At 64.6% G+C, this 5,060-nt stretch carries 5 protein-coding genes; all 5 read left to right on the plus strand.

The window, feature by feature from the left end; translation table 11 throughout:
- The coding region (locus tag ACYVDE_RS14165) for a sensor histidine kinase (RefSeq protein ID WP_460502192.1) at positions 1 to 804 on the plus strand (804 nt) is incomplete at its 5' end.
- The gene (locus ACYVDE_RS14170) at positions 783 to 1,586 is read left to right on the plus strand and encodes a LytR/AlgR family response regulator transcription factor (RefSeq protein ID WP_460502193.1); all 804 of its coding nucleotides are present in this window, start codon (positions 783 to 785) and stop codon (positions 1,584 to 1,586) included. The genes ACYVDE_RS14165 and ACYVDE_RS14170, both read left to right, overlap by 22 nt.
- A 197-nt stretch (positions 1,587 to 1,783) precedes the next feature.
- On the plus strand, positions 1,784 to 2,011 hold the full coding sequence (locus ACYVDE_RS14175; RefSeq protein WP_460502194.1) for a DUF1153 domain-containing protein: 228 nt from the start codon (positions 1,784 to 1,786) through the stop codon (positions 2,009 to 2,011).
- Between the two features lie 350 nt (positions 2,012 to 2,361).
- On the plus strand, positions 2,362 to 4,395 hold the full coding sequence (locus ACYVDE_RS14180; protein ID WP_460502195.1) for a glycoside hydrolase family 127 protein: 2,034 nt from the start codon (positions 2,362 to 2,364) through the stop codon (positions 4,393 to 4,395).
- Between the two features lie 80 nt (positions 4,396 to 4,475).
- The coding region (locus ACYVDE_RS14185) for an alpha-L-fucosidase (RefSeq protein WP_460502196.1) at positions 4,476 to 5,060 on the plus strand (585 nt) is incomplete at its 3' end.

Genomic DNA, 5,060 nt, shown 5'->3' on the forward strand with positions numbered 1-5,060 from the left:
ACCGCCCGCGAGGCCGTTCTCAACCCGCCCAACCCGTGGTCGGGCCCGCGCCCGCACCCGCTGCCGGGGCCCGAAGAGAATGCCCCGCTCTTCAACACCGGCGTGCTGCTCATCACGCTGCTGGTGCTGGGCATTGCCACCAGCCTCGCGGCCATGCAAAAAGGCCAGCGCGACGCCGAAAGCCGGCTGGAGCTGGAACGCCGCCAGGTGGCTACTGAGCTCAGCCTGCTCAAGGCCCAGATTAACCCGCACTTCTTCTTCAACACGCTCAACAACATTTACGCCCTCACCATTCTCGACGGCGACCAGGCCCGCGCGGCGTTGCACCGCCTCTCGCGCATGATGCGCTACGTGCTGTACGAGTCGCCGGCCGGGCACACGCGCCTGAGTCAGGAAATCAGCTTTTTGCAGGATTACATCGACCTCATGCACCTGCGCCTCACCACCAAGGTGCAGGTGCGCTTCGAGCGGCCCGACCCGCTCAGTCCCGACCCGTTCATCGCGCCCATGCTGTTTCAGCCCTTCGTCGAGAATGCCTTTAAGCACGGCGTGAGCGCCACCGCGCCCAGCGTCATCAGCATCGAGCTGCGCCAGCCCACGGCCAGCACCGTAGCGCTGTGCGTGCGCAATACCGTGTTTCCCGACCGGCCCGCCGATGCCGACGCCGACGACGAGCCCGGCGGCATTGGCCTGGTGAACACCCAGCGCCGCCTCGACCTGCTCTACCCGCGCGCCCACTCCGTGCGCGTGAATCCCCGCACCGCCGCTAACGAATACGAAGTATGCCTGCACCTGAATTTGTAACGCCCGCCGTCCCGTTCGTCATCAACTGCGTGGCCGTCGATGACGAGCCCCTGGCCCTGGGCCTGGTCTGCTCTTTTATTGAAAAGACGCCGTTTCTGCGCCTCGTGGGGCGGCACGAGAGTGCCGTGGCCGCCCTGCGCTCGCTGCACGAGCGGCCCGATGCCCAGCTGCTGTTTCTCGACATCAAGATGCCCGACCTGAGCGGGCTGGAGCTGGCCAAGGTGCTGCAGCACGGCCCGCGCGTCATCTTCACCACAGCCTTCAACCAATATGCCCTCGAAGGCTTCCGTGTCGATGCGCTCGACTACCTGCTCAAGCCCTTCGACTACCAGGAATTTCTGCGCGCCGCCCTCAAGGCCCGGGCGTATTTCGAGATGAAGCAGGCCAGCGAAATGCCTGCCCCGGTGGCCGTTCCCGCCCCAATCAATTCACCAACCCACCAGTTCACCAACCCACCGGAGGAAGACCACATCTACCTGAAAGTGGAGTACCAGCTGGTGCGCGTGGCCCTGGCCGATATTATGTACGTGGAGGGCCTGAAGGACTACGTGAAGGTGCATCTGGCCAGCCAGGCGCGGCCGCTGCTTTCGCTCACCAGCCTGCGCAGCATGGAGGAGAAACTGCCCGGCCGCCAGTTCATGCGCATCCACCGCAGCTACATTGTGGGGTTGGGGCACCTGCAGTCGGTGGGGCGCGGCACGGTGCAGCTGGCCGGCGAAACCCTGCCCGTGAGCGACGGCTACCGCGAGGCGTTCGACGCTTTTTTCAGCCGGTGGAAATAAGGCCGCGCACCGGCATCGCAAGCCGCGGGCGGGCGGGCGATGCCATCGTGCAGTCGTGGTCCGCAACGGCCGTCGGCGTGAAAACCGTCATTCCTTTCGCCAATTCGGAGCAGTCGATGGCCGTCGGTCGATAAAAATGGCCAATCTGCCCGATATTCACGCTACCCTAATTGTCGCCGGCGCATCTTGCCCACACCATGAGCAACTACCCGACTTCCGACCTCTTCGATACCGACGGCCGCCCCGAGCCCGCCGCCACCGCCGAGCAGCTCGCCGAGCGTAAGCTCAAGGTCTGGGCCGTCCTCAACGCCGTCGACCAGGGCCTGATGAACCAGGCCGAAGCCTGCACCGCCTATGCGATTGCGCCCGCCGAACTCGACGCGCACCGCGCCGAATGGCGCGAGTTTGAAGCTGGCCGCCGCTGAGTTGCGGGCGTGCCAAACGTGAGGATGGGAGGAAGCAGCGGGTGCTGAGGTCATGCTCTGGGTTGGCTATGGGCTACTTAGGTGGTTAGCCGTCGCTGGCCGCTGGTGGGCGCGAAATACCGGCAGCAATGCCGTCGCGGCGAAGCGTGAAGCCCATTGTGGCGAGCGAAATAAAATACGCTTCGCAAGCGAGGTTTGGGGTAGGAGAGGGGTGTGCCAGGAGGCCGCGCGCGCAGATGTGGATTTTAGATTGTTAATTTACACAAACGATTGTGCAGTCCTGCGATTAAGATTTTGTGGTTGCGTCGTTTTTGAAGGTCAGTAATCACCCGCATTCTATGCAGTACCTCTTGCGTTCCTTTCTGCTGGCTACGTCGTTAGCGGCAGGGGCTGGTTCGGCCCGCGCCCAGGCCGTGGCCGATTACCCCATCCGGCCCGTGCCCTTCACGCAGGTGAAGCTGGCCGACAACTTCTGGCTGCCGCGCCTCAAAACCAACACCGACGTGACCATTCCCGCCTCGTTTCAGCGCTGCGAGGCGACGAACCGGGTGAAGAACTTCGAGATGGCGGCCGCCAAGTCGGGCAAGTTTGCCACGACCTATCCCTTCGACGATACCGACATCTACAAAACCATCGAGGGCGCGTCGTACTCGCTCAGCCTGTACCCCGACGAGCACCTGCGCGAATACGTGGACGCGCTGATTGCCAAGGTGGCCGCCGCTCAGGAGCCCGACGGCTACCTCTACACCGCCCGCACCATCGACCCGGCCCACCCGCACGCCTGGGCCGGGAAGGAGCGGTGGGAAAAGGAGCGCGAACTGAGCCACGAGCTCTACAACTCGGGCCACCTCTACGAGGCCGCCGTGGCCCACTACCAGGCCACTGGCCAGAAAAACCTGCTCAACATCGCCCTCAAAAACGCCGACCTGGTGTGCTCCGTTTTTGGCCCCGGCAAGCGGGCCGTGGCGCCGGGTCACGAAATTGTGGAAATGGGCCTGGTGAAGCTCTACCGCACCACCGGGCAGGCGAAATACCTGCAAACGGCCAAATTCTTCATCGACCAGCGCGGGCAGTACAAGGGCTACGACCCCGAGAGCACGGACGAGTGGAAAAACGGCCAGTACTGGCAGGACGACAAGCCCGTGGTGGCCCAGACCGAGGCCGAAGGCCACGCCGTGCGGGCCGAATACCTGTACTCGGCCATGGCCGACGTGGCGGCCCTGACTGGCGACAAGCCCCTGCTGGCCGCCGTGGATACCATCTGGCGCAACATGGTGAGCAAGAAGATGTACGTGCAGGGCGGCACCGGCGCGGTGGGCGGCGGCGAGCGATTCGGGGCCAACTACGAGTTGCCCAACGCTACGGCCTACAACGAAACCTGCGCCTCGGTGGCCGACGTGTACTGGCAGCAGCGCATGTTTCAGCTGCACGGCGACGCTAAGTACGCCGACGTGATGGAGAAGGTGCTCTACAACGGCCTGATTTCGGGCGTGGGGCTCGACGGCAAGTCGTTCTTCTACACCAACGCCATGCAGATAAAGGGCGGCACCGGCTCGAAAGACACCGAGCCGGCCCGCTCGGGCTGGTTCGACTGCTCGTGCTGCCCCACCAACCTAGCCCGGCTGTTTCCGAGCCTGCCCGGCTACGTGTACGGCCAGCACGACAAAGACGTGTACGTGAACCTGTTTGTGAGCAGCACCACCAACCTGACGGTGGGCAAGCAGCCGGTGCAACTCACTCAGCAAAATAACTACCCTTGGGCCGGCGACCTGAAATTTACGGTGAGCCCGGCCCGCCGCGCCGACTTCACGCTGCTGCTGCGCGTGCCCGGCTGGGCCCGGGGCCAGGCCATGCCCAGCAGCCTCTACAACTTCGCCGACGCCGCCCCGGCCGCCCCGGTCGTCATTAAAGTTAACGGCCAGCCCATCAGCTACACCCTGCGCAATGGCTACGCCGTGCTGGCCCGCCAATGGCGCAAGGGCGATGTGGTGGAAATGAACCTGCCAATGGATGTGCGCCGCGTGGTGGCCGACCCCAACGTGAAAGACGACCTGGGCAAAGTGGCTTTGCAGCGCGGCCCCATCGTGTACTGCGCCGAGTGGGCCGACAACCAGGGCAAGGCCAGCAATATCATCGTGCCGCCCTCGGCCCGCTTCACGCCCGCCTTCCGCCCCGACCTGTTGAACGGCGTGGAAGTGCTGACGGCCACCGTGCCTGTGGTGCAGGTCGATGCGGCCACCGCCAGCATCCGCACCGTGCCCCAGACGCTGACGGCCATTCCGTACTACGCCTGGGCCAACCGCGGCAAGGGCGAAATGACCGTCTGGTTCCCCGCCAACGTGGTGGACGTGGACCTACTGACGCACCCGGCCGCCACCAAGTAGCACGGACTTTTAGTCCGCGAGTCTGCCAACCGTGTTCACGCGCGGACTAAAAGTCCGCGCTACTTTCCCCCCACCCACCCATGAACCGCCGCGACCTCCTCAAAAGCCTCGCCCTGGCTGCCCCGGCCGCCTACCTGCCCGGTAGCCTGCTGGCCCACGCCGCGCCCGATACCTACCAGCCCACCTGGGATTCGCTGGCGCAGTACCAGGTGCCCGACTGGTTTCGGGATGCCAAGTTTGGGCTGTGGGCGCACTGGGGGCCACAGTGCCAGCCCGAGGATGGCGACTGGTACGCCCGCGGTATGTACGAGGAAGGCAGCGGGCAGTATCAGTCGCACCTGCGCCGCTACGGCCACCCGTCGAAGTCGGGCTTTAAAGACATTATCAAGGAGTGGAAGGCCGAAGCCTGGGACCCCGACGAGCTGGTGGGCTTTTATCGGCAGGCGGGGGCGCAGTATTTCGTGGCCCTGGCTAACCACCACGATAATTTCGACCTCTACCAAAGCCGCTACCAACCCTGGAACGCGACGCGCCTGGGCCCGAAGAAAGACCTGGTGGGTGGCTGGGCCAAAGCCGCCCGCAAGCACGGCCTGCGCTTTGGCGTGAGCGTGCACGCGGCCCACGCCTGGCGCTGGTACGAAGCGGCCCAGTTGGCCGACCAGCAC

The sequence above is a fragment of the Hymenobacter agri genome (genome assembly GCF_054778495.1).

Excerpts from the sequence above, each read along its gene's own strand:
- ACYVDE_RS14170 (WP_460502193.1), top strand. The coding sequence starts at position 783 with ATGCCTGCACCTGAATTTGTAACGCCCGCCGTCCCGTTCGTCATCAAC.
- ACYVDE_RS14175 (WP_460502194.1), top strand. The coding sequence starts at position 1,784 with ATGAGCAACTACCCGACTTCCGACCTCTTCGATACCGACGGCCGCCCC.